Source organism: Pseudomonas sp. FBCC-B1565, assembly GCF_059133265.1.
This window is the reverse complement of sequence record NZ_CP101438.1, coordinates 1,401,859-1,419,843: the sequence shown is the minus strand read 5'-3', so window position 1 is coordinate 1,419,843 and position 17,985 is coordinate 1,401,859. Positions and strand designations below refer to the sequence as shown.

The following is a 17,985-nucleotide window of genomic DNA, read 5'->3' as shown; positions in this document are numbered from 1 at the left end:
TATGGCGGGGGTCTGAAGGTTTAATTTTACGCACGGTGCCACGCCCGCGAGACTGGCGCAAATTCAACGGAGCTGCCCCAGATGAAACTGTATTTCTTCCCTCACGCCTGTTCCCTCGCACCGCATATCGTGCTGCGCGAATTGGCTTTGCCGTTCGACCTGGTACGGGTCGATAACCAGGCCAAGACCACCGCCGAGGGCGAAGACTTCCTGCAGATCAACCCCAAGGGCTACGTCGCCGCGCTGAAACTGGACAACGGCCAGGTGCTGACCGAAGCCAGCGCGATCCTGCAATACCTCGCCGACCTGAAACCCGCCGCCGGCCTGGCTCCGGTCAATGGCAGCTGGGAGCGGGTGCGTTTGCAGGAATGGCTGAATTTTATCGCCACCGAGATTCATGGCGGCTTGGCGGTGTTCTTCAACGACGCGATCCAGGGCGACGTGCGCGCGCTGTTCGAGGCCACGCTGTTCAAACGTTTCGCGGTGCTGGTGCAAACGCTGGAGCGCCAGGATTACCTGTTGGGGTCGCACTACTCGGTGGCGGATGCCTACCTGTTCGTGGTGCTGCGCTGGGCAGCATTCCACGCGATTGACCTGGGCCAGTGGCCGGCGCTGGCGGCGTTTCAGCAACGCGTGGGTGAGCGACCTGCGGTGATTGCCGCACTGGCCGCTGAAAACCCATGAGTTGAGATGAAGCTGCTCAGCCCCAGCACATCCAGCGAGCCCGAGCGATCCTGATCCGGGTGCGCCACCTCGGCATGGATCTGCCGGGCGCCCTGCCCCAATCGCAGCGCAGTACGTTGAAGTGGCCGTTGAGAAAATCGATATAGATCGGTTGCTTGGTCTGCTCACTGATTAAGGGCTTTTGGTTGTGGCGAGCGGACTCACCACACATTCATGGCGCCTTGAAGACAGCTTGCTGTACGTCGACCTTTTTCGGGATCAGGCCATTGGCGAAGAACAGGTCCGCCGTGCGTTGCTGGGTAGCCACGTCCGAGGCTTGCAGCGGCCGGATCGGCGCGGGCGAGCGGTGTTCGAAGTAGCTTTTCACCACCGCCGGTTGCAGGCCCAGGGTCTTGGCCATCAGTGCGATGCTTTCTTCGGGCTTGTCGAGGGACAGGCGCTGCGCCTTGCCCAGGGTCTGGATGATCGTGCCGATGGACTGCGGGTACTGCTTGGCAAACGGGCTGCTGACCACAAAGAAACTGCCGGCCGGGTTGAGGCCCTGACCGTCACCCAGCACACGGGCGGAGCCGTCGACCACGGCGGCGGAGTAGTACGGGTCCCACACCACCCAGGCATCGACTTTGCCTTGCTCGAACGCAGCACGACCATCGGACGGCGACAGGTACACCACGTTCACGTCCTTCCATTGCAGGCCGGCGCGCAGCAGGCTTTTGAGGAACAGGTTGTGCGCGCTGGAGCCCTTGAGCAGCGCCACGCGCTTGCCCTTCAGTTCAGCCACGCTCTGCACCGGACTGGCCTTGGGCACCAGCACCGCTTCGGTCTTGCCCTCGTTGGGCTCGACGGCAAAGTATTGCAAGTCGATGCCGGCGGCCTGGGCAAAGATCGGCGGGATGTCGCCGATATTGCCGATGTCCAGGCTGCCGCCATTCAGCGCTTCGATCAGCGGCGGGCCGCCGAGGAACTCGATCCACTGCACCTGCGTGCCGGGCAGCGCCGCTTCGAAGAGTTTGTGCTCACGGGCCAGCACCATGCTCACCGAGCTTTTCTGGTAGCCGATACGCAAGGTAGAGGGCTCGGCCGCCAGCACCTGACCGGCGATCAATGACAATACCGCCGCAGCGAAGATTTTAAGCATCAGAGCGCCCCCTTGACCTTGGCCGCGACATCCGCCGGCACCCATTGCTGCCAGACATCTGGATGGTCCTTGAGGAAGGCTTCAGCCACCTGGCGTGGCGGTGTGCGTTTCTCGCTCATGTCACCGAGGATGCCGTTGAGCAAATCAATCGGCAGGTCGACCTTTTCAAACACGCTCACCAGTTGCGGGTACTGCGCCTTGAACGGCGCCGACACACCAATCGCCAGGCGTGCCGGCATCGAGCGGGTGCCCATGGGGTTGGGGTTTTTCGCGTCGGACAGGGTCTTCCAGGCGTCGGCGTTGAACGGCGGCTCTTCCAGCCTGACCAGCTTGAAGCGGCCCAGCAGCGGCGTCGGCGACCAGTAGTAAAACAACACCGGCTTGCCGCGACGGATCGACGACGCCACTTCGGCATCCAGCGCCGCACCGGAGCCGGTGCGGAAGTTGACGAAGCTGTCGGTGAGCTTGTAGGCCTTGAGTTTCTGGCTGTTGACGATCTCCGAGGTCCAGCCGGTGGGGCTGTTGAGGAAGCGCCCACGGCTCGGGTCTTCGGGGTCGCGGAACACGTCCTTGTAGCGCGGCAGGTCGGCCACCGACTTCAGGTCCGGCGCCAGGGGCTTGATACCCCGCGCGGCATCGCCCTTGATCACGAACTCCGGCACCCACCAGCCTTCGGTGGCGGCCTTGACCGTGTCGCCCAGGCCGAACACCTTGCCCTCGTTTTCCGCCTTGACCCACGCCGGACTGCGCCCGGCCCATTCTTCGCCGATCACCTGGATATCGTCCTTGGCCAGGGCGGCTTCCAGGCTCACGGTGCTACCGGGCAGGGTGTCGGTGGGCAGGCCGTAGCCCTTCTCGACGATCAGGCGCAGCACCTCGGTGATCAGGCTGCCGCTTTCCCAGGTGATGTCACCGAAGTGGATGGGTTTGACCGCTTCCGCGGCATGGACGGTTGGGGACAGCAGGCTCAGGGCCAGCAGGCCGCCGCCCAGGAGTTTCTTCAGATGCTTCATCGGCAACCTCATAGTTGTGCGGTGATGTTCGTTAAAAGTCATAACTGGGCCGCGTGTAATTCGCCGCTCAGGTCGTCGTTCATTCCAGGCACAGCCGCAGGCGACGGTTGAAGGCGCGGGTCATGTAGTCGCTGACCGAACGCTGGGAAATCCCCAGCTCGGCGGCGATTTCCGGGTAGGTCAGGCCATTGAGTTGCGAAAGCAAAAAGGTCGCCTTGACCTTGGCGGGCAAGCCGTCGAGCAACTGGTCGATGGCGTGCAAGGCCTCAAGCATTTGCGCCAGCTCTTCCGGGGATGGCGCGGTGGACGTCGCCTCGTTATCGAGAGCGTCGAGGTAGGCACGCTCCAGGTCACGGCGACGCCACAGCTGGTACATCAGGCGCTGGGCGATGGTGGTGAGCAAGGCGCGGGGCTGGCGGATCGGCACCACGCCCGGCGCACTCAGGAGCTGGACGAAGGTGTCGGCGGCAATGTCTTCGGCGTGGGCGCGGGAATCGGGGTGGCGGTGCAAACGGCTGCACAGCCAGTCGTAATGACTGCGGAACAATCCGCCCACGTAATCGCTGTGAGAAGTGTCGGCGCCGGACATAGTGGCTCCATCTGAGAAGGTTGCACGTTATGTCCGGTGTTCCGGTGGAGCGATCCTAGCAAGGCTGCTTATTCTTTAATAATATTTAAAAGGTATTTTTATATAACCTTATTGAAGTATCGGATAACCCGCGTTGACGGCCTGATCCTGATAACTCAAGAGCACCGCATAGTCGTCTTCGCTGGCGGGGAGCACTTCGTGCAAGCCCAGTGTCTCGGCCACCTCGGGCAAGTCCTGCAACGCCTGGTTCATCACCCTGCGGATCTGGACCACCTGTTCATCACTCAAGCCCAACGGGCCGATATAGGGCAAGGTCGGGCTCGGCGCGCTGCGGGTGACGATGCGCAGGCCCGCCACCTCCTGTGGCGCGAAACGGGCGAGGTAGTCGTAGGTCACGCTGTCGATGGCGGCGAGGTCGGCACGGTCTTCGCGCAGCCAGCGCAGGCTCTCGCGGTGGGCGCCGCTGATACCGACACTGGCGAAGAAACGCCCATCGCGTTGCAGGGGGGCAAGGCGTTCGCGCAACAGGTTCATACCGCTGTTGGAGTCGTGGCCGTTGATCACGCCACGGCTGTTGTAGAAGTCCGTCAGGCGGTGGCGTGGGTTGTCGTGGCGTGTCAACAGCAGGCTGCAATGTTCGCCGCGACTGCTGTGGGGCTGCTCATAGCACGGGCGGCCGATCACCCGGACCCTGCCTCGCAACTGGGTCATCAGTGGATAACCGCAGGTTTGGGTCACCAGCAATTCGGGGGCCAGCCACAGGCCGGGCAAGTCCAGATGATCGGCGTTGAGACGACGCCGGCCCAGGCGTTCCAGGATGCGCGACAACCACTGTTGGTTGGCCTGCCGGATCGGCTCGGGCGCGACATACATCAGCAGTTCGGCGTAGTGCTCACTCATGCTCGTCTCTCACGCAAAGGGGTGCCGGGGGCTGTCGATGGCCTTGAGCCCGTGGCGGCCGATCAACTGGCCGTAGCCTTGCACCAGGAAGCCACCACTGCGCGCGATCCATTGTTCACGCCGGGCGCGATAGACCGTGGGCAGCAAGTACCAGGGCAGTTTCGGCAAATCGTGGTGCACCAGGTGCAGGTTGTTATTGAGGAACAGCCAGGTCCACGGCCAGGACGCTTCGTTGAGAACGCTGCGTTGCTCGGGCCGGGGGTGCGGGCGGTGTTCATAGTAGGAACGGATCGAGGCCAGGGACAAGGCCGGCACGCTGACCAGCAGCAGGTAATGCCCCACCGACAGCGCGCTGTAGTGGGCGATGAAACCCAGCATCAGCACGGTGACAGCACCGTGGGCCAGCCACATCGGCCACACCTGGGGCAGGCGCTGGCATTCGTGGCGGATCAGGCGGCCAATCGCCAAAGGGGCAGAAAGCAGGAAGCGGCCGAGCACGGACTTGGTCACCCCATGCACGCCGCGTTCGAACAGCGAGCTGTGCTCCCATTGCTGCTGGGTGAGGTAGCGGCTTTCCGGGTCGACGCCCGGCAGGGTCAGGTCGGCGTCGTTGTGGTGCAGCAGGTGGCTGTCGCGGTACAGCGTGTAGGGGTACCACACGGCAAAGGGCGCATAGCCGAGGAGTTTATTGAGCAGCAGCGAACGGGTGGGATGGCCGTGGAGCAGTTCGTGTTGGACCGACAGCCACAGCGTCACGATCGGGATCAGCAGCAGCGTGCTCAACCACAGGCCCAGCCAATGGCTGCCGAGGATCACGGCTAACCAACCGGCGTAGATGCCGATCAACAGCAGCCAGGTCGGCCATTCGGTTCTGGCGGTAAAGCGTTGGGCCAGGGTTTCGATTTCCCGGCGTTGGGCAGGATCAAGGTAGTGGGCCATCGGCAGCTCAGAGCAGGTGTTTCCTGCTCTGTGCAATGGCGCGGGAAAATCTTGCAGATCGTTTGGTTCTAAGCTTGTAACTCAGTGACCGAACAGGCCTGTCTCGGTTTTCTTGGCTTTCTTGTCGGCGCGTTTTTCATCCGCGGTCTTTGCCGGTTTTTTCTTCGCGGCTTTCTTTGAATCCATACCTTTGGCCATGATGCGTACTCCACTTTAAGGGGTTGCAGTGATGGGTATACCACCTATTGCCGCGCACAAGGCGTTTATAATCCCCGGCCCTTGATAACGCTGCCTGAAGACCATGCCTCCATTGCACATCGAACCGCTGGCCGAGCCGCTGTGGCCGCTGCTGAACAAGTTTTACCGCAACCACAATTCGTCGATGAAGGCACTCAAGGGCGGGCGTTTGTGGGTGGCGCGCGATGGCGAGATTGTTGCCGGCCTGTGCCTCACGCCCGTGGTCGGCGGGCAGTGGCTGACCGGGGTGTTCGTTGACCCGGCCTATCGCGGCCAAGGGCTGGCGGCGCGACTGATCACGGCGGCGGCGGCCGATGTGGACGGTACGCTGTGGTTGCTGTGCCATCCGGAATTGGAAGAGATGTACCGGCGCATGGGCTTCACCCAGGACACGCTGTTGCCGCAGTCGCTCAATGAACGGCTGGTGCGCTACAAGCGCAACAAACCGATGATCGCGATGGGCTTAGATCGTTTGGTGAGGTCGACCTCGGATAATGTGTGATCCGCGCGTACAGGGCCCATGCTAGCCTCGGCGGCACAGTGGCCCTTTACAGGATGATCATGAAAACGACGCTCGCAGCTCTCTCCCTCACTGCCCTGCTCGCCCCAGCCTTGAGCCAGGCCACCGACGCCGCGATCAGCGCCCGACAGTACCAAAGCGTACTGGCCGGCAGTTGGCGCGACCCGGCCAACAGTGCCCGCGACGGCTATCGCCACCCGCAGCAGACCCTGGAATTCTTTGGCCTGGGCGCCAAGCAAACCGTACTAGAGATCACCCCCGGTAGCGGTTGGTACAGCGAAGTGCTGGCACCGCTGCTCAAGGATCACGGGCAGTACATCGCCGCCGTGCAGGCCGCGAGCAGCAGCGCCTATGCGCGCACGTCGGAAGAGAACCTGAAGAAGAAATTCGCGGCTGACCCCACGCGCTACGGCAAGACCTCGGTGTTGGAGTTCGATCCCACGGCGCCGGTATTCGGCAAACCTGCATCGGCGGATGCGGTGCTGACGTTTCGCAATGTGCATAACTGGGTAGCGGCAGGCACCGCGTCGGCCACGTTCAGTGCGTTCTACCAGGTACTGAAACCGGGCGGCGTGCTGGGTGTGGAAGATCACCGGGCCAAGGACGGGGCGGATCTGCAGGCGATCAAGGACAGCGGCTACCTGACCACCGCCCAGGTAGTGAAGCTGGCAACCGATGCCGGGTTCAAGCTGGCGGGGCAGAGCGAAGTGAATGCCAACCCGAAGGACACCAAGGATTACCCGGGTGGTGTGTGGACGTTGCCGCCGACGTTGAAGTTGGGGGAGCAGGATAAGTCGAAGTATGTGGCGATTGGTGAGTCGGATCGGATGACGTTGCGGTTCGTAAAGCCGGCCAAATAATGCTCAACCTGTAGGGGCCGGCTTGCTGTGGTGAGTGGGGTTCGTCCGCCAACCCGAGGGGCTGCTTCGCAGCCCAGCGCAGGGCAAGCCTGCTCACCACAACAAACCTGCTCACCACAATCAGCGCGTTTGAAAGTCAGTCGTCGGCAGTGGGGTCCATGTCCGGGAACATCACCTCGATAAACCCGAACTTGCTGAAGTCGGTGATCCGCGACGGGTACAACCGGCCAATCAGGTGGTCGCACTCATGCTGCACCACCCGCGCATGAAAACCGTCGGCAAACCTTACAATCGGCTCGCCCTTGGGATCAAACCCTTCGTAGCGAATCTGTTGATAACGGTTTACCGCGCCCCGTAGGCCGGGTACGGACAGGCAGCCTTCATAGCCCTCTTCCAGCACCGGGCTGAGGGGGGTGATCAGCGGGTTGATCAGGATCGTCTGCGGCACCGGCGGTGCGTCCGGGTAGCGTTCGCTGGCCTCGAAACCGAAGATCACCAATTGCAGGTCGACGCCGATCTGCGGTGCGGCCAGGCCGACGCCGCCCACATGTTCCATGGTCTGGAACATGTCATCGATCAATTGCCACAACTCGGGGCTGTCGAACAATTCCGGCGGAACCGGAGGCGCGATACGCAGCAAGCGCTCGTCGCCCATTTTCAGGATTTCACGGATCATCGATCAGACTTCGTCAGGGGTGGGCTTGGAGTGGTCCCGGCCGAGGCCTGAGACGTGCTGTTTTTCATCAGTATGGCCGGGTTCGTCGAACTCTTTTTCACCGGGGTCCTTGCCCTCGGCGGACATGTGCTCGATCACTGCATTCATCTCCGCACCTAGCAACAGCACGGCGGCGGAAATGTAGAAGTACAGGAGCAACACGATGATCGCACCGATACTGCCATACATGGCGTTGTAGTCGGCAAAGGTTTTGACGTAGTAGCCAAAGCCCAGGGACGCGACGATCCACACCACCACCGCCAGCACGGAGCCTGGGGTGATGAAGCGGAATTTCTGCTCGACGTCCGGCATCACGTAGTACATGAGGGCCACGGCGAACATCAGCAAAATCACGATCAACGGCCAGCGCAGGATGGTCCACAGGGTGACCACGAACTCCTGCATGCCGATCTGCCCGGCCAGCCATTCCATCACTTGCGGGCCCAGCACCATCAGCGCAGCAGCGGCCAGCAACATGCCGGCGATGCCGACGGTGTAGAAAATCGACAGCGGGAAGCGCTTCCAGATCGGCCGGCCTTCCACCACGTCGTAGGCGGCGTTCATCGCGCTCATCATCAGGCGCACACCGGCCGAGGCGGTCCACAGCGCAATCACGATACCCACCGACAGCAGGCCACCCTTGGATTGCTGCAACTGGTCGATCACCGGGTTCACCTGCTCCAGGGCCTGGGGCGGCAACACCAGTTCCGACTGCAGGCGCAGCCAGGTGAAGAAGTCCGGCAGGTGCAGGAAACCGATCAGGGCAATCAGGAACAACAGGAAGGGAAACAGCGAGAACAGCATCTGGTAGGCCAGTGCAGAAGCATAGGTAGGCATTTCGTCATCGACGAATTCCTTGACGGTACGCAACAGCACTTTGTGCAGCTTGAGACCATCGAGAACCGGAAAAATCATAGCGTCTCCTTTCGCCGCAAAAAGTTGAGTTTGTGGGCGACTCAGGGGCCGTTTTCTACATCAAGGTAGCCTATTTGGCGACCTTGAAACAATTTCGAAACTTTAATCACGCCGTGTGACATAAAAACGGCCATCCGTGGATGGCCGTTTGGACTGCTTGAAAGCGCGTTTACTTGGTCGCTTTTTTCACTGCGTCCTTGGTGTCGCCTACCGCTTTCTGCACTTCGCCTTTCTTTTCCTGAATGACGCCTTCAGCGCGCAGTTTGTCGTTGCCGGTGACTTTACCGACACCTTGCTTGATATTGCCGACCGCCTCGTTTGCCACGCCTTTAATCTTGTCAGATGTGCTGCTCATGGTATTTCTCCGAAAGAACAATCAAGGTTTTTGGGTCATTACCTAAAGATTGACCCGAGGCCGTTGCGCAGAGTTTCAAATATTTTTACCCAGGCATTTCATCGCCGACCGCAGGTTTGGCTTTATGTTTTGCGGCCAACCCACGAGAATGCCCGGCACATTCAGGCTATAACGCTGAATAACAGATCCCGTAGGAAGGTTATGAAACTCAATAAAGCACAGGCCATCGCCCGCAGAAACACCGAACTGGGCGGAGCCGTACTCGGCGTCAACAACTGCCACTTCACCGACCTGGACCGCAGGCGCAACATCTGGTGGTTCGACCTGCCGGTGGGCCGGATTGCCGTGGGCCAGTACGAGTGGATCCACCTGTTGATGCACAACGCCGAGACCGACCAGTTGTTGCACCTGAAGGTGCCAACGCTGTTCTTGCGTGAAAAGCTCGAAGGCCTGGTGGTACGCAATGCGGGCAAGCGCAAACCGGAGATCACTCTGGAGCTGAGCGCGGACAAGGATTCGTTCTTGAAGGATGTGCGTCCGGCAGGGACTGGCGTGAGCTTCGCGCAGTTCGCCCTGTAAAAAACGCTGTTCAAAATGTGGGAGGGGGCTTGCCCCCGATAGCGGTGTATCAGTCAGCACATCGGTAGCTGACACACTGCCATCGGGGGCAAGCCCCTCCCACATTGGTAGAGCGTTACTTTTTAAGACCGAGCTTCTTCAACTCTTCATCGCGCAGCTCACGGCGCAGGATCTTGCCTACGTTGGTGGTCGGCAACGCATCGCGGAATTCCACGGCCTTGGGCACTTTGTACGCAGTGACGTTGGCGCGCATATGCTCCATCACCTGCTCCTTGGTCAGGGTGGCACCCGGCTTGACCACGATGAACAGCTTGATGTGCTCCCCGGACTTTTCGTCCGGCACGCCGATGGCCGCGCACTGCAGCACGCCCGGCAGGCCTGCCAGTACGTCTTCCAGCTCATTGGGGTACACGTTGAAGCCCGAGACCAGGATCATGTCCTTCTTGCGATCGACGATGCGCATGTAGCCGTCAGGCTGGATGATCGCGATATCACCGGTCTTGAGCCAGCCTTCGCTGTCGAGCATCTCGTCGGTGGCGTCCTGGCGCTGCCAGTAGCCCTTCATCACCTGCGGGCCTTTGACGCACAGCTCGCCGGTTTCACCCAGTGCGAGTTCAGTGCCGTCATCGGCGATGACTTTACACACGGTGGACGGCACCGGGATGCCGATGGTGCCGATCTGGATATGCTGGATCGGGTTCACGGTGGCCACCGGGCTGGTCTCGGTCATGCCGTAGCCTTCGCAAATGCCACAACCGGTCACCGCCTTCCAGCGCTCGGCCGCTGCCAATTGCAGGGCCATGCCGCCGGACAGGGTGACTTTCAGCGCAGAGAAATCCAGCTTGCGGAACGCTTCGTTGTTGCACAGCGCCACAAACAGCGTGTTCAAGCCGACAAAGCCGCTGAACTTCCACTTCGACAGTTCCTTGACCATCGCCGGCAGGTCGCGCGGGTTGCTGATCAGGATGTTGTGGTTGCCGATCAGCATCATCGCCATGCAATGAAAGGTGAACGCATAGATGTGGTAAAGCGGCAGCGGCGTGATCAGGATCTCGCAGCCTTCATTGAGGTTGGAGCCCATCAGCGCCTTGCATTGCAACATGTTGGCGACCAGGTTGCGGTGGGTGAGCATCGCGCCCTTGGCCACGCCGGTGGTGCCGCCGGTGTATTGCAGCACGGCCACATCGCCGCTGGCCGGGCTGGCATCGCTGACCGGTTGGCCGTGCCCCTTGGCCAGCACGTCGTTGAACTTGATCGCCTTGGGCAGGTGATACGCCGGGACCATTTTCTTCACGTACTTGATGACGCTGTTGATCAGCAGGCGCTTGAGCGGCGGCAACAGGTCGGCGACTTCGGTGACGATCACATGCTTGACGGCGGTCTTGGGCACGACCTTTTCCGCCAGGTGCGCCATGTTGGCCAGGCACACCAGGGCCTTGGCGCCGGAGTCGTTGAATTGGTGTTCCATTTCCCGCGCGGTGTACAGCGGGTTGGTGTTGACCACGATCAGGCCGGCGCGGATCGCACCGAACACGGCGACCGGGTATTGCAGGACGTTGGGCAGTTGCACGGCGATTCGATCACCGGGCTTCAGGTCGGTGTGCTGTTGCAGGTACGCGGCGAAGGCGCCGGACAGTTCGTACAATTCACCGTAGGTGATTGTCTTGCCCAGGTTGCTGAAAGCCGGTTTGTTGGCGAAGCGCTGGCAGGACTGCTTCAGTACCGCCTGAATATTCGGATACTCGTCTGGATTGATTTCTGCGGCAATCCCGGCGGGGTACTTATCCTTCCAAAAGTCTTCGTTCATGGAAGCCCACTCCTCAGCGACGTCAGCGACGCGAATTCATCATCGCATTTGATGCGATTATTATTGGTGTATGTTTTTTTAGGTGAATCTGGCGCTTTCAAGCAGGCCGAGACGTCACAAAGCGCGCCGAGAGTAGCAGCTTTGCCAAAGGCCGCCTAGAGCCAAAAGAGGGGGCCACGGTCATAAACACGACTGTCCTACAATATTTGGTCACACTTTAAACCAAGCTGAAATAGCTCGATAAATGGCTCTGGAACGGGGCTTTCAGAACAGCACAGTACAAATATGGGAGGGGGCTTGCCCCCGATGGCAGTGGTTCAGTCTACACATCTGGTGACTGACCCACCGCCATCGGGGGCAAGCCCCCTCCCGCATTTTTCAGCACATTTCAGATCAAGCGATATCGCGCAGCTCCCTGCGCAAGATCTTGCCCACCGGCGTCATCGGCAACGAGTCGCGCAACACGATGTGCTTAGGCACCTTGTACCCCGTGAAGTTGGTCTTGCAGTACGCCTTCAACTCCTCAAGGCTCACCCCTTCGGCACGCGCCACCACGAACAGCTTCACCGCCTCCCCGGTGCGTTCATCCGGCACGCCGATCACCGCGCAGTTGGCCACTGCCGGGTGGGCCATCACCACGTCTTCGATCTCGTTGGGGTACACGTTGAAACCCGAGACGATGATCAAGTCTTTCTTGCGGTCGACGATGCTGACGAAACCATCGGCATCGATCACCGCGATATCGCCAGTCTTCAGCCAGCCTTCGGCGTCCAACGCCTCGGCAGTGGCGGCCGGTTGCTGCCAGTAGCCCTTCATCACCTGCGGGCCCTTGATGCACAACTCACCGCGCTCGCCCAACGGCAACTCGTGACCTTGATCGTCGATGACTTTCATCGCAGTGCCCGGCACCGGCAGGCCCACGGTGCCCAGGCGCGACTGGCTGCCGTAGGGGTTGGTACTGGCCACCGGCGAGGTCTCGGTCAGGCCGTAGCCTTCGCCGATGGAACAGCCGGTGATGGCCTTCCAGCGCTCGGCCGTGGCCTTCACCAGTGCGGTGCCGCCGGAATTGGTGATCTTGAGGTGGGAGAAGTCCAGGGTCTTGAAGTCCGGATGGTCCATCAACGCCACAAACAGCGTGTTCAGCCCCAACAGGCAGGAGAACCGCCACTTTTTCAGTTCCTTGATAAACCCGCCGATATCCCGCGGATTGGTGATCAACACGTTATGGTTGCCGGTCACCATCATGCACATGCAGTTCGCCGTGAACGCATAGATGTGGTACAGCGGCAGCGGCGCGATCATCACCTCCTGCCCTTCCCTCACCAACGGCTGGCCATCATCGGTGACCTGGGACATGCACGCCCGCGCCTGTTGCATGTTCGCCACCAGGTTGCCGTGGGTGAGCATCGCGCCCTTGGCCAGGCCGGTGGTGCCGCCGGTGTATTGCAGCACCGCGATATCGTCCAGTGTGACTGGGTGGCGGGTCACGCCCAGGCCCGCGCCCATGCGCAGGGCGCGCTTGAATGACACTGCGCGCGGCAGGTTGTAGGCCGGGACCATTTTCTTGACCTTGTCGACCACCGTGTTGATCAGCCAGCCTTTGGCAGCGGGCATGAAATCGCCCATCTTGGCTTCGATCAGGTAGTCGATCTCGGTGTCGCTGCACACCTCCTGCACCCGCGAACCGAACAGGTTGAGGTAGACCAGCGCACGCACGCCGGCGTCCTTGAACTGGTGACGCATCTCGCGCGGGGTGTACAGCGGGTTGGTGTTGACCACGATCAGCCCGGCGCGCAAGGCGCCGAACACGGCAATCGGGTAATGCAGCACGTTGGGCATCTGCACCGCGATGCGCTCGCCCGGCTTGAGGTCGGTGTGCTGTTGCAGGTAGCCGGCGAAGGCGGCGCTCTGGCGCTCCAGCTCGGCGTAGGTCAGGGTGATGCCCATGTTGCTGAATGCCGGACGGTCGGCGAAGGCCTTGCAGGAGCGCTCGAAGACTTCGATCACCGACTTGTAGGCAGAGAGGTCGATGTCGTTGGGAACGCCCGCTGCGCGTTTGTCATTCCAGAAATCAGGTTGCATTATTCTTGTCCTCTTACCTGAGTGTGTCCGGCCGCTTTCTGACTGCTATGAAAAGCGGAGCTTTGGGGACGTTAGCAGCAATAGCCAAACAGGCAAATACAGCAAACCGTGTCATTGATTGTATGAATCTTGCCGCTGACGTGTAGGCAGATGCGCCGATCCTCGGCAGATGAGCTATACACTGCAACAACCCCGAGCTGACCTTGAGCAGCCCCTGAGCAAAGGAACCGCCATGAACCACAGCAGCTTCTGGCTGACCGCGAATGACCGCAGCCGCCTGTACGTCAATCAATGGATGCCCGAAGGCCCGACCAGGGCCCTGGTGATGCTGTCCCATGGAATGGCCGAGCACAGCGGGCGCTATGCGCGCCTGGCGCAAACCCTGTGCGACGCCGGCTACGGCGTGTATGCGCCGGACCAAAGAGGCCACGGCCGCACAGCCGACGAAGGCACCCTGGGCCTGTATGCAGAGCATGACGGCTGGAACAAGGTAGTGGGCGATCTCGCCAGCCTCAACCAGCATATCGGCCAGCAACAGCCGGGGTTGCCGATCATTCTGTTGGGACACAGCATGGGCAGTTACATCGCCCAGGCCTATCTGTTGCACCACAGCGCGAGCCTGGATGGCGCGATTCTCAGCGGTTCGAATTTCCAGCCGGTGGCGCTGTACCGCGCCGCGCGGGTGATCGCCCGGGCCGAACGGCTGCGCCAGGGGTTGCGCGGGCGCAGTGCGCTGATCGATTTCCTGTCGTTTGGATCGTTCAACAAGGCGTTCAAACCCAATCGCACCGCTTTCGATTGGCTCAGTCGCGACCCGGCCGAGGTGGACAAGTACATCAATGACCCGCTGTGTGGGTTCCGCTGCACCAACCAACTGTGGATCGACCTGCTCGGCGGCTTGCAGCAAATCAGCAAAGCGTCCAATCTCGCGCAGATCGACCCTGGCCTGCCGATCCTGGTAATGGGCGGTGAATGTGATCCGGTGAGCGAAGGCAAGCGTCTCAACAGCCTGGCCAACGCCCTGCGTGAAGCGGGCTGCCAGCACCTGCAACTGAATATCTACCCGCAGGCGCGCCATGAAGTGTTCAACGAAACCAACCGTGATGAAGTCACGGCGGATGTACTGAGCTGGCTCGACCAGGCCCTGACGTTGCGCAGGCCCACCCGCTGCGAATAAATTTTCGATTAAAATCAGTCAGTTAAATTACCGATTAGCCACAGGATGCACGTTTAGATGACCCAGGTAACCAACACCCCGTACGAAGCCCTCGAAGTCGGCCAGACCGCCAGCTACAGCAAGCTGGTGGAAGAGCGTGATATCCAGCTGTTCGCCGCCATGTCCGGTGACCACAACCCGGTGCACCTGGATGCCGAGTACGCCAAGGCGACCATGTTCAAGGAGCGTATTGCCCACGGCATGTTCAGCGGCGCCCTGATCAGCGCAGCCGTTGCCTGCGAGCTGCCTGGGCCGGGCACGATCTACATCGGCCAGCAGATGAGCTTCCAGAAGCCAGTGAAAATCGGCGACACCCTGACTGTGCGCCTGGAAATCCTCGAGAAACTGCCGAAGTTCCGCGTGCGCATCGCCACCCGTGTGTTCAACCAGCGCGATGAGTTGGTGGTGGATGGCGAGGCGGAAATCCTGGCGCCGCGCAAGCAGCAGGTGGTGACGCTGACCGAGTTGCCGCCGATCAGCATTGGCTGATAGCAATTTCAGGCTCAACACAACACCAATGTGGGAGGGGACAAGCCCCCTCCCACATTGGTTACAGCATTTACAACCCTGGGCTTACGACTGAGCGCGAGCCTGGTTACGCAGGGCTTTCACCTGGTCGTGGTTGCGTTGCACGCCGTGGTACTGACGTTCAACCAGGTCACGAATGCCCAGCAGGTTGTGCTTGTTGATCTTCTCGATCGCTTCCTTGTAAGCCTTCAGTGCGTGGTCTTCACCGCGCTCGGCTTCGTTCAATACAGCCTCTTCATCTTTACCGGTGAGCATCGACTTCACGTCGACCCAGCCACGGTGCAGGGCACCGGCAACGCTGCCGGAATCTTCCGGATCACCACCCAGGGCACGCACGGCGGTCTTCAGCTCGGCAGCAGCGGTGGCGCAGTCGGCGGAACGCTTGGCGAACAGGGCTTTGAGTTCTGGGTGCTTGATGTCTTCAGCGCACTCCTTGAAACCCTTTTGGCCGTCGATGCTGGTTTCGATCAGGTCGTTCAGTACGGAGATCGATTCTTTATTGATGTCAGTCATTTTTCAATTCCTTGTACGGGTTAGAAGGTTGTCTTAGTGGTTGCAGCGCCCGTGCCAGGTTTTCAAAAAACAAATTCTCCATATATTTCAGTTATTTACGATTAATTGAACCATCTGTATGTACGTTATTTGCATGATCTGTCATTTGGCCTTCATGCAGAATGCCTGTATTTTCCAAGGTCACGACTCAAACACCCGAGCCTGCATGAATCCCGAAAAACTCGAACTGCTGATCACCCGCGAAATGCCCTTCGGCAAATACAAAGGACGGATCATCGCTGACCTGCCCGGCCCCTACCTGAACTGGTTCGCCCGTGAAGGTTTCCCCCACGGCGAGCTGGGCGGCTTGCTGGCGTTGATGCAGGAAATCGACAGCAACGGGTTATCTGAATTACTCGAACCGCTACGCGCCAAACACGGCAAACCCGCACCGCGCCATTAAGAGCCCCCTATGCCAAGGAATGCAGACAACGAACGTCATTGGCAGGCTGTTTCCGAGCGCTATGCTCTGGAACCCGGCCCGATCAATCTCGAAAACGGTTACTTCGGTCGCATGAGCCGAACGGTGCAATCGCATTACCTGGAACAGGTCGCGTTTATCAACCGAAGTAATTCGCTGCATGTACGCCAGCGCTTCGAGCAAGGTGAAAACGTCGAGATTCGTCGGCAACTGGCCGAGCTGATTGATGTGGACCCGGAGTCGGTGGCATTTACCCGTAACGCCACCGAAGCTTTGCAATCACTGATCCGCAACTACAACCGCCTGCAACCGGGCGACCAGGTGCTGATCAGTGACCTGGAGTACGACACCGTCAAGGGTGCGATGCGTTGGCTGGCCGGCGTTCGTGGCGTGGAGGTGATCGAACTGTCCCACGCACACCCGGCCAGTTTCGACAGCCTGGTGCAGACCTATCTTGATGCGTTCGTTGAGTACCCTCGTTTAAAGCTGATGGCGCTGACCCACGTCACCCACCGCACCGGCCTGGTGATGCCCGTCGAAGCCGTCGCCCATGCAGCGCGTGAGCACGGCGTGGACGTGATCCTCGACGGCGCCCATGCCCTGGGCCAGATCGAGTTCAACCTGGCCGAGCTGGGCATTCAGTTTGCCGGCTTCAACCTGCACAAATGGATCGGCGCGCCACTGACCCTGGGCTTTTTGTACATCGCCCCGGAGCGCCTGGCGGATATCGACCCGGACATGGGTGAGTTTCACTACCCCACCACCGATGTGCGTGCGCGTACGTCCTACAGCACGCCGAACTTTCCGGCCTTGATGACCTTGCCGCTGGTGTTTGAAGAACATCGCCAATTAGGCGGCGCGGCGGCAAAAGGCGCACGGGTGAATGACCTGCGGGACCTGTGGGTCAGCCAGGTGCGGGCATTGCCGGGGATCGAGGTGCTGACGCCGGATGATCCAAGGGTGTATTGCGGGATTACGGCGTTCAAGTTCAGCGGGCGGGACCAGCAGGTGATGGTCGATAGACTGCTCAAGGACTACAACCTGTTTGTCACTACCCGAGTCGGTGCGTCGTTCGGCACCTGTATCCGGGTGACGCCGGGGTTGGTGACTTCGGCAACCGAGATAGCCGTGCTGGTTAAAGCCATCACCGAGTTGAGCGTCGGTTAGGCGCCCTTTCTACAGGCAAAAAAAATGCGGTACACCGACCAAGTGCACCGCAAAAATGCCGTCAAGCACAGCAACAACGATTCAGTAAAAGCAGATCAATCCAGCAGGGCCAATGCCTGCGCGGTGACTTCCTGGATGCGGGCCCAGTCGCCGTTCTTGACCCACTCCGGGTCGAGCATCCAGCTACCGCCCACGCACATCACGTTTTTCAACGCCATGTAGTTTTTGATGTTGGCCGGGCCAACGCCGCCGGTCGGGCAGAATTTCACTTCGCCGAACGGACCGCCCAGGGCCTTGATCGCCGCCACACCGCCGCTGACTTCCGCCGGGAACAGCTTGAAGCGGCGATAACCCAGGCCGTAGCCTTCCATGATGCCGGAAGCATTGCTGATGCCCGGCAGCAGCGGGATCGGGCTGTGTACCGAGGCTTCCAGCAGGTCACGGGTAATGCCTGGAGTGACGATGAATTGCGAGCCCGCCACTTCGGCTGCTTCGAGCATGTGACGGTCCAGCACGGTGCCGGCACCGGTGCACAGTTCAGGGCGTTGTTCGCGCAGTACCTGAATGGCCTTGAGGCCGAACTCCGAACGCAGGGTCACTTCCAGTGCGGTCAAACCGCCGGCTGCCAGGGCATCGGCCAGCGGCAGAATGTCCTGTTCGCGGGCGATGGTGATCACCGGCAGGATCCGCGCCTTGGCGCAGAGGCTGTCGATCAAGGCAACTTTGTCCGCCATGGACACGGTCGGTTGAGGGCTTTTCATAGCGGCT

General features: G+C 60.4%; 20 protein-coding genes. 8 read left to right on the top strand and 12 right to left on the bottom strand.

The window, feature by feature from the left end:
• Positions 1–81: 81 nt before the first annotated feature.
• A complete protein-coding gene (gstA, locus tag NL123_RS06745; protein WP_494357452.1) occupies positions 82–684 on the top strand; it encodes a glutathione transferase GstA in 603 nt (200 codons plus the stop codon).
• A gap of 211 nt (positions 685–895) precedes the next feature.
• On the opposite strand, the gene NL123_RS06740 is transcribed toward gstA, so the two are convergent.
• The 5 genes from NL123_RS06740 to NL123_RS06720 form a co-directional block, all read right to left on the bottom strand.
• On the bottom strand, positions 896–1,822 hold the full coding sequence (locus NL123_RS06740; RefSeq protein WP_494357451.1) for an aliphatic sulfonate ABC transporter substrate-binding protein: 927 nt from the start codon (positions 1,820–1,822) through the stop codon (positions 896–898).
• Positions 1,822–2,835, bottom strand: a complete 1,014-nt coding sequence (locus tag NL123_RS06735) for an ABC transporter substrate-binding protein (protein ID WP_494357450.1) — start codon at positions 2,833–2,835, stop codon at positions 1,822–1,824. The genes NL123_RS06740 and NL123_RS06735 overlap by 1 nt, the downstream gene beginning before the upstream one ends.
• 79 nt (positions 2,836–2,914) lie before the next feature.
• Positions 2,915–3,424 carry a sigma-70 family RNA polymerase sigma factor gene (locus NL123_RS06730; RefSeq protein ID WP_494357449.1) on the bottom strand — a complete coding sequence of 170 codons (510 nt, stop codon included), beginning with the start codon at positions 3,422–3,424 and terminating at the stop codon, positions 2,915–2,917.
• Between the two features lie 108 nt (positions 3,425–3,532).
• Positions 3,533–4,324 (bottom strand): phosphate/phosphite/phosphonate ABC transporter substrate-binding protein, encoded by a 792-nt coding sequence (locus NL123_RS06725; RefSeq protein ID WP_494357448.1) that lies wholly within the window; start codon positions 4,322–4,324, stop codon positions 3,533–3,535.
• Positions 4,325–4,333: 9 nt separating this feature from the next.
• Positions 4,334–5,263 (bottom strand): fatty acid desaturase, encoded by a 930-nt coding sequence (locus NL123_RS06720; protein WP_494357447.1) that lies wholly within the window; start codon positions 5,261–5,263, stop codon positions 4,334–4,336.
• Between the two features lie 301 nt (positions 5,264–5,564).
• Here NL123_RS06720 and NL123_RS06715 point away from each other — a divergent pair, with 301 nt between their 5' ends.
• Both NL123_RS06715 and NL123_RS06710 read left to right on the top strand, forming a co-directional pair.
• Complete coding sequence (locus NL123_RS06715) at positions 5,565–6,002, top strand: GNAT family N-acetyltransferase (protein WP_494357446.1); 438 nt, start codon at positions 5,565–5,567, stop codon at positions 6,000–6,002.
• A 59-nt stretch (positions 6,003–6,061) separates the two neighbouring features.
• On the top strand, positions 6,062–6,880 hold the full coding sequence (locus NL123_RS06710) for a class I SAM-dependent methyltransferase (protein WP_494357445.1): 819 nt from the start codon (positions 6,062–6,064) through the stop codon (positions 6,878–6,880).
• Positions 6,881–7,016: 136 nt separating this feature from the next.
• On the opposite strand, the gene def is transcribed toward NL123_RS06710, so the two are convergent.
• From def to NL123_RS06695, 3 genes are all read right to left on the bottom strand, one after another.
• Positions 7,017–7,556, bottom strand: coding sequence for a peptide deformylase (def, locus tag NL123_RS06705; protein WP_248483936.1), 540 nt, complete (start codon positions 7,554–7,556; stop codon positions 7,017–7,019).
• A gap of 3 nt (positions 7,557–7,559) precedes the next feature.
• Positions 7,560–8,510, bottom strand: a complete 951-nt coding sequence (locus tag NL123_RS06700) for a YihY/virulence factor BrkB family protein (protein WP_071496589.1) — start codon at positions 8,508–8,510, stop codon at positions 7,560–7,562.
• Positions 8,511–8,679: 169 nt separating this feature from the next.
• Positions 8,680–8,865: a CsbD family protein gene (locus NL123_RS06695; protein WP_248483939.1), complete on the bottom strand. Its 186-nt coding sequence runs from the start codon at positions 8,863–8,865 to the stop codon at positions 8,680–8,682.
• Positions 8,866–9,066: 201 nt separating this feature from the next.
• Here NL123_RS06695 and NL123_RS06690 point away from each other — a divergent pair, with 201 nt between their 5' ends.
• Complete coding sequence (locus tag NL123_RS06690; RefSeq protein WP_494357444.1) at positions 9,067–9,444, top strand: hypothetical protein; 378 nt, start codon at positions 9,067–9,069, stop codon at positions 9,442–9,444.
• 115 nt (positions 9,445–9,559) lie between these two features.
• Here NL123_RS06690 and fadD1 read toward each other — a convergent pair whose 3' ends face one another.
• Positions 9,560–11,251 (bottom strand): long-chain-fatty-acid--CoA ligase FadD1, encoded by a 1,692-nt coding sequence (gene fadD1, locus NL123_RS06685; RefSeq protein ID WP_058423209.1) that lies wholly within the window; start codon positions 11,249–11,251, stop codon positions 9,560–9,562.
• Between the two features lie 393 nt (positions 11,252–11,644).
• Positions 11,645–13,333 carry a long-chain-fatty-acid--CoA ligase FadD2 gene (gene fadD2, locus NL123_RS06680; protein WP_494357443.1) on the bottom strand — a complete coding sequence of 563 codons (1,689 nt, stop codon included), beginning with the start codon at positions 13,331–13,333 and terminating at the stop codon, positions 11,645–11,647.
• A 232-nt stretch (positions 13,334–13,565) separates the two neighbouring features.
• On the opposite strand from fadD2, the gene NL123_RS06675 reads away from it, so the two are divergent.
• Positions 13,566–14,510, top strand: coding sequence for an alpha/beta hydrolase (locus NL123_RS06675; protein ID WP_494357442.1), 945 nt, complete (start codon positions 13,566–13,568; stop codon positions 14,508–14,510).
• Positions 14,511–14,567: 57 nt separating this feature from the next.
• Positions 14,568–15,038, top strand: coding sequence for a MaoC family dehydratase (locus NL123_RS06670; protein WP_010208208.1), 471 nt, complete (start codon positions 14,568–14,570; stop codon positions 15,036–15,038).
• Between the two features lie 84 nt (positions 15,039–15,122).
• On the opposite strand, the gene NL123_RS06665 is transcribed toward NL123_RS06670, so the two are convergent.
• Positions 15,123–15,590 carry a ferritin-like domain-containing protein gene (locus tag NL123_RS06665; protein WP_010208206.1) on the bottom strand — a complete coding sequence of 156 codons (468 nt, stop codon included), beginning with the start codon at positions 15,588–15,590 and terminating at the stop codon, positions 15,123–15,125.
• A gap of 205 nt (positions 15,591–15,795) precedes the next feature.
• Here NL123_RS06665 and NL123_RS06660 point away from each other — a divergent pair, with 205 nt between their 5' ends.
• Together NL123_RS06660 and NL123_RS06655 are read left to right on the top strand one after the other, a co-directional pair.
• A complete protein-coding gene (locus tag NL123_RS06660; protein ID WP_010208204.1) occupies positions 15,796–16,032 on the top strand; it encodes a DUF3820 family protein in 237 nt (78 codons plus the stop codon).
• Positions 16,033–16,041: 9 nt separating this feature from the next.
• On the top strand, positions 16,042–17,217 hold the full coding sequence (locus tag NL123_RS06655) for an aminotransferase class V-fold PLP-dependent enzyme (protein WP_248483949.1): 1,176 nt from the start codon (positions 16,042–16,044) through the stop codon (positions 17,215–17,217).
• A gap of 95 nt (positions 17,218–17,312) precedes the next feature.
• Here the strand turns inward: NL123_RS06655 and NL123_RS06650 are convergent, their stop codons facing one another.
• On the bottom strand, positions 17,313–17,978 hold the full coding sequence (locus NL123_RS06650) for a bifunctional 4-hydroxy-2-oxoglutarate aldolase/2-dehydro-3-deoxy-phosphogluconate aldolase (RefSeq protein ID WP_026013852.1): 666 nt from the start codon (positions 17,976–17,978) through the stop codon (positions 17,313–17,315).
• Positions 17,979–17,985 lie beyond the last annotated feature (7 nt).

What these genes read in the sequence shown, in the direction of transcription:
- NL123_RS06695 (WP_248483939.1), bottom strand. Translation starts at nt 8,865, where the DNA reads ATGAGCAGCACATCTGACAAGATTAAAGGCGTGGCAAACGAGGCGGTC.
- def (WP_248483936.1), bottom strand. Translation starts at nt 7,556, where the DNA reads ATGATCCGTGAAATCCTGAAAATGGGCGACGAGCGCTTGCTGCGTATC.
- gstA (WP_494357452.1), top strand. Translation starts at nt 82, where the DNA reads ATGAAACTGTATTTCTTCCCTCACGCCTGTTCCCTCGCACCGCATATC.
- NL123_RS06715 (WP_494357446.1), top strand. Translation starts at nt 5,565, where the DNA reads ATGCCTCCATTGCACATCGAACCGCTGGCCGAGCCGCTGTGGCCGCTG.
- NL123_RS06675 (WP_494357442.1), top strand. Translation starts at nt 13,566, where the DNA reads ATGAACCACAGCAGCTTCTGGCTGACCGCGAATGACCGCAGCCGCCTG.
- NL123_RS06650 (WP_026013852.1), bottom strand. Translation starts at nt 17,978, where the DNA reads ATGAAAAGCCCTCAACCGACCGTGTCCATGGCGGACAAAGTTGCCTTG.
- NL123_RS06665 (WP_010208206.1), bottom strand. Translation starts at nt 15,590, where the DNA reads ATGACTGACATCAATAAAGAATCGATCTCCGTACTGAACGACCTGATC.
- fadD2 (WP_494357443.1), bottom strand. Translation starts at nt 13,333, where the DNA reads ATGCAACCTGATTTCTGGAATGACAAACGCGCAGCGGGCGTTCCCAAC.
- NL123_RS06720 (WP_494357447.1), bottom strand. Translation starts at nt 5,263, where the DNA reads ATGGCCCACTACCTTGATCCTGCCCAACGCCGGGAAATCGAAACCCTG.
- NL123_RS06655 (WP_248483949.1), top strand. Translation starts at nt 16,042, where the DNA reads ATGCCAAGGAATGCAGACAACGAACGTCATTGGCAGGCTGTTTCCGAG.
- NL123_RS06660 (WP_010208204.1), top strand. Translation starts at nt 15,796, where the DNA reads ATGAATCCCGAAAAACTCGAACTGCTGATCACCCGCGAAATGCCCTTC.
- NL123_RS06710 (WP_494357445.1), top strand. Translation starts at nt 6,062, where the DNA reads ATGAAAACGACGCTCGCAGCTCTCTCCCTCACTGCCCTGCTCGCCCCA.
- NL123_RS06690 (WP_494357444.1), top strand. Translation starts at nt 9,067, where the DNA reads ATGAAACTCAATAAAGCACAGGCCATCGCCCGCAGAAACACCGAACTG.
- NL123_RS06700 (WP_071496589.1), bottom strand. Translation starts at nt 8,510, where the DNA reads ATGATTTTTCCGGTTCTCGATGGTCTCAAGCTGCACAAAGTGCTGTTG.
- NL123_RS06725 (WP_494357448.1), bottom strand. Translation starts at nt 4,324, where the DNA reads ATGAGTGAGCACTACGCCGAACTGCTGATGTATGTCGCGCCCGAGCCG.
- NL123_RS06730 (WP_494357449.1), bottom strand. Translation starts at nt 3,424, where the DNA reads ATGTCCGGCGCCGACACTTCTCACAGCGATTACGTGGGCGGATTGTTC.
- NL123_RS06670 (WP_010208208.1), top strand. Translation starts at nt 14,568, where the DNA reads ATGACCCAGGTAACCAACACCCCGTACGAAGCCCTCGAAGTCGGCCAG.
- NL123_RS06740 (WP_494357451.1), bottom strand. Translation starts at nt 1,822, where the DNA reads ATGCTTAAAATCTTCGCTGCGGCGGTATTGTCATTGATCGCCGGTCAG.
- NL123_RS06735 (WP_494357450.1), bottom strand. Translation starts at nt 2,835, where the DNA reads ATGAAGCATCTGAAGAAACTCCTGGGCGGCGGCCTGCTGGCCCTGAGC.
- fadD1 (WP_058423209.1), bottom strand. Translation starts at nt 11,251, where the DNA reads ATGAACGAAGACTTTTGGAAGGATAAGTACCCCGCCGGGATTGCCGCA.